The 4,354-nt window shown below is 37.2% G+C and carries 4 protein-coding genes and 1 tRNA gene; all 5 read right to left on the bottom strand.

Translation table 11 applies throughout. The features are described 5' to 3' along the window. Nucleotides 1–362: 362 nt before the first annotated feature. The 5 genes from QZ276_RS02965 to QZ276_RS02945 all read right to left on the bottom strand — a co-directional run bounded on the left by QZ276_RS02965 (nucleotide 363) and on the right by QZ276_RS02945 (nucleotide 4,113). Nucleotides 363–437 (bottom strand) — tRNA-Glu (locus tag QZ276_RS02965). Between the two features lie 79 nt (nucleotides 438–516). Then, a complete protein-coding gene (locus QZ276_RS02960; protein WP_292485144.1) occupies nucleotides 517–876 on the bottom strand; it encodes a MarR family transcriptional regulator in 360 nt (119 codons plus the stop codon). 21 nt (nucleotides 877–897) lie between these two features. Continuing rightward, complete coding sequence (locus QZ276_RS02955; RefSeq protein ID WP_292485143.1) at nucleotides 898–1,122, bottom strand: LSM domain-containing protein; 225 nt, start codon at nucleotides 1,120–1,122, stop codon at nucleotides 898–900. 51 nt (nucleotides 1,123–1,173) lie between these two features. After that, nucleotides 1,174–1,536: a DUF3467 domain-containing protein gene (locus tag QZ276_RS02950; protein ID WP_292485141.1), complete on the bottom strand. Its 363-nt coding sequence runs from the start codon at nucleotides 1,534–1,536 to the stop codon at nucleotides 1,174–1,176. 93 nt (nucleotides 1,537–1,629) lie between these two features. Next, entirely contained in the window at nucleotides 1,630–4,113 is a 2,484-nt protein-coding gene (locus QZ276_RS02945; RefSeq protein ID WP_292485140.1) for a DEAD/DEAH box helicase, read from the bottom strand. Between the last annotated feature and the right edge of the window lie 241 nt (nucleotides 4,114–4,354).

The following is a 4,354-nucleotide window of genomic DNA, read 5'->3' as shown; positions in this document are numbered from 1 at the left end:
CACGTCTTTATTCAGGAAATTATAAACTGATTCATCATCATATTCATACTGACCATTTGGTAATAGTGTTCGTTTGATATAACCGTTGTTCACATATCTATACAATGTAGGTCTTGTTATTCTTAGTGTTTTTAGAACATCTCCAGCCTTCATTTTATTATCTGATAATAATAAATGATATTATTATTAATCAATTTTACGGTTAAAAAATGACTATAATAAAGATATTGATTATCCCGAAACTAGCAAACTTGCTTAGTATTCAAGGTAATATTTCCTAAATAAAAATTCTCAAAAAAAGATGTACTATATATGGTTAAAGAGTTAATAGTAATATTTGAGGGATTATAAAAAATTTTAGATGCTCCGGATGGGATTTGAACCCATGTTTTCGGCTCGAAAGGCCGAAATGATTGGCCCGACTACACTACCGGAGCAAATTGGATTGTTTCGGTGCGGGAATACACAATTACCACACACCTATATATAACTTTCGATTTTTACTGGATTTGAGATTCAACATTGTGCTTCTGACTGGGATGTTTCATCTTCTTCATCCAGTTTCACAATCCATTCGGTCAGATATTCACAAAACTCTGGTTCACATGCCAGCCTGCATCCTGCACAAGGTGAGAACATACTTCCTGACAAAAGCATCTCATAGGATGGTTTTGGTTCTTCAGCACTTTTTAAAAGGTAAGTTCTTGAACCCTTTGAAGTCGCTGATTCACGGATTATTAATCCTTTTTTCAACAGTTTTGACACAATCCTTGAACACTTACGACTGTCTATATTCATCTCTTTCCAGAGCTGGTTCTGATATATCCCCTCTGGATGTTCTTTTATTACTTTTAAAGCCAGTTCTTCAGGTTCCATAATATCCTGTATCTTTTTTTATTAATCTTCAACAGGTGCCAGTAAAACGATGTTGTTACCTCTTAATACTACTGAACCGAGTGACCTGAGGCGTTCACCATTTGCTATTTCAACAGATTCCACAATATGTAGATTGAGATAATCATCCACACTTTCAAGAACGCCTTCAAGTTGATGGAGGTCGCCTTTCATTTCAACCTGTACCTTAGATCCGAGTAATTTGTGAACTTTTTTATTTGGGAACAATTTATTGCCTCACTTTTATTGATTAATGTCGTTTAAAGATAATATTATTATTTACATATAACCCTGTAATTCAGAACTATCAGACTTGTTTTCATTTTTCTCTGTTTTCTGAGCCTGCTGTCTGCTGATGGGTCCAAATAAATTTTCATATTCTTGAATATGCTGGTTCAACCATTTTGAGAGCTCGTAGGCTGCCATTGGTGAAAGTATTACTTCCGTTTCGAGTGTTCTTTCTATAACACGTGAATCTGATTGTTGTCCAAACCCTTTCTGAGAATCATTATAAAAACCTATTCGAAAATCATATGGACTGTGTCCGCCTACTGCACCAATAGCATATGCCTGCTTAAAATCGTCCGCCTTTTTAAATTCAACGGTTACCTTCTTTTTGCCCTCATTATTATCTTCAGCCATGATTAGATATCCCTAAATTGATTATCCTGATTTGTCTGGTAATGTGTTTGCATTATTTTAATCACTTTCGCTTATCCATAACATATCCACATTTTACCCACTTCCTTCAACTTTCCTTTTCAACATATAGGCGTTTTTTGCTATATCCTTTTTTGAATATGCTTTTGCCATTTGTTCCACTGCATCAAGGTTTCTGATAACATCATCCAGATAATCGTAAAGATCTCCCACATAAGCGGTTATACCATAGCGGATTTCAAGCTGTTTTATAATTCCTTCAGGGTCATTGCCTTCAGCTCTTAAACTTATTAACTTGGATGAAAATTTATGTTCTGGACAACCACAATATGGAGAGTCCTTGCAGTTACATGTCAGAAAATCCTCAGCAAATTCATATATCTGGTCCTGCAGGGATTCATCCAGTTTTGACAGGTTTTCCCCTTCAAACAATATATCAATTGTACCCCCCTGAAAAACACGTGCAGGAAGATTTACTTTCAATGTTCGTGATATCCGGGATGCGTGCTTGAAATAAACGGAATCGAAAAATTCCAGGTTGGTTACAATGTTAATAGGTTCGGTTCCAGCTAAAACAGCATCACGTATAAGAAAAGCTTTGGTTACTGAGAGAAAATGTCTGGATGCTATTTTACCAAATTTTGTCAGGTATATATTTTCACCTTTCTGATTTATGAACTTATACTTTTTTAAATGATTGAAAAATTGGCTGAAACCATATCCGCCAATAAGTTTTTTGTGAATTGCTTTTAAATCATTCTTTGATGTTGTCAGGGCTGAAGATGCCAGTATTTCTTCCATATTTTCGTCTTCACCATACTCCACACCGGTATGTTCCATTTCACCTTTTAACAGTTGTATGGCAACTTCATCCTCTGTTAATTTCTGTTCACCTGTATAGTTCTTATCAGGTGTAGCCAGAAGAACCACTATTCCACGGTCGTGATAATCCGGCCTTCCTGCACGTCCAAGCATCTGAAGAAATTCCTGCATTGTTATCCAGTCAATACCCATAGCAAGAGATTCAAAAATAACCTGTGATGCTGGAAAATCTACACCTGCTGCAAGTGCTGCTGTAGTAACTACTGCTGGAAGTTCACCGTTTTGGAACTTGTTTTCTATTTTCTTTCGTTCATAACCGGTAAGCCCTGCATGATATGCTGCTGAACTCATGGGTAAAGCATCGGATATTCTGTGGCAATTTTTTCTGGAATTGGTAAATATGATGGATTGTCCTCTGTAACCTTTGGACGAATATTGGCTGTACTCATCCTTTACAAGTTTGGTGATTAGGTTGACCTTTTTGTTGTCATCACTAAACACTAGATGCCTTTCTATCGGAACAGGTCTGTATTCATATTCTACAAGATAAGCTCCAAGTTTTTGGGAGAACCATTCAGGATTTGCCACTGTAGCTGAAAGGTATATAAATTGAGCTTCAGGTACGGTATATTTCAACCGGGATATCAAACCATCAATCCGGTGGCCGCGTTCAGCATCTTCCAGCATATGAACTTCATCTATAACCACTGTCCCGATATTTCCGAGTTTGTCGGCATCACCGGTTCGCAACACATAATCCAGTCCTTCGTAGGTACCTACTATTATATCCGAATCCAGTGTCGTACGCATGGATGCCGTTTTGGAGGTGTTGATACGTGAACTCCCGACTCTTATTGAAGTTTTAATACCAAGGTGTGAATAATTCTTTGTAAACTGGTCGTATTTCTGATTAGCCAGTGCAACAAGTGGAACCAGAAAAAGCATCTTTCCTCTTTTATTCAAAACGTTGTTAACTCCTGCCAGTTCACCTATCAGAGTTTTGCCCGTTGCTGTAGCAGACATAACAAGCTGGTTGTTACCATCCAGCAATCCTTTTTGTACCGATAATGATTGTACAGGGAGAAGATATTCGGATTTTTTCTGAAGATGTTGTTTGAATTTTTTATTTATTGGTATATCATCGATTTTTATGGTGCTAACATCAGGGTTGGACTCTATTGTATCATATCTGGTTAAATCCGAATCAATCGTTTCAGGATTTAGCATTCCAAGAGTGCGGTCAAAATCTCTTGTTTTTAATAAAAGTTGTTTCAAGTGTTCGATTGCTTCTTCGCTGTATCTGTATTGTGCATTGTTAAGAGCATTTTCAAGTTCCTCTTTTGCACAATCTTCACATATCAATTCATTGTGATACCTTATCGATTTTTTATTCACAAAATTGAATCTGTTTTTCAAAAGACAATGTCTGCATGCATTAACATATTCGCCTTTTAATTGATAACCTTTAAGCATTTCAAAAAAATCAAATTCCTGCTCACCATATCCACCATTTACTACCATAATTCGGTTAGACATTCTGAGAAGGTCTACAAACTCCTCAGGTGAGCGATATTCTCCTTTGCCCTCTTTATAAACCTTGAATTTATGGGGGCGAGGGCCAGCAGATGTATCTCCAAGTATTAATTCACCCAGAAAAATAGGAACCTTTTTTTTATTTTTTATAGGCATTACTTTAAATTTTGATTTCTGAGCACTTACAACTGTCCAAAGCGTCATTGTATTGGGTTTCAGTTTCTGATAATATATAAATAACCTTTGCCTGACTGCTCTTCCACGAGTAAACTCGTGAGGTTCTCTTGAACCTTGAGAGCCTCAACCTTTGACGAGGTTGAACATTTGCTGGTTCATGGACGGTACTTGCGAACTGATACCGTGACCGGTCGTAGAGGTACCATCTCCACAGCCGTTGATTCCCGCGAGCCCTACGGTATGCATCATTGATGGATTATAGTATGAT

It is taken from the genome of Methanohalobium sp., from assembly GCF_018609725.1.
GTDB lineage: Archaea > Halobacteriota > Methanosarcinia > Methanosarcinales > Methanosarcinaceae > Methanohalobium.
This window is presented reverse-complemented; position numbering and strand designations above follow the sequence as displayed.

What these genes read in the sequence shown, in the direction of transcription:
- QZ276_RS02960 (WP_292485144.1), bottom strand. Translation starts at nt 876, where the DNA reads ATGGAACCTGAAGAACTGGCTTTAAAAGTAATAAAAGAACATCCAGAG.
- QZ276_RS02950 (WP_292485141.1), bottom strand. Translation starts at nt 1,536, where the DNA reads ATGGCTGAAGATAATAATGAGGGCAAAAAGAAGGTAACCGTTGAATTT.
- QZ276_RS02945 (WP_292485140.1), bottom strand. Translation starts at nt 4,113, where the DNA reads ATGACGCTTTGGACAGTTGTAAGTGCTCAGAAATCAAAATTTAAAGTA.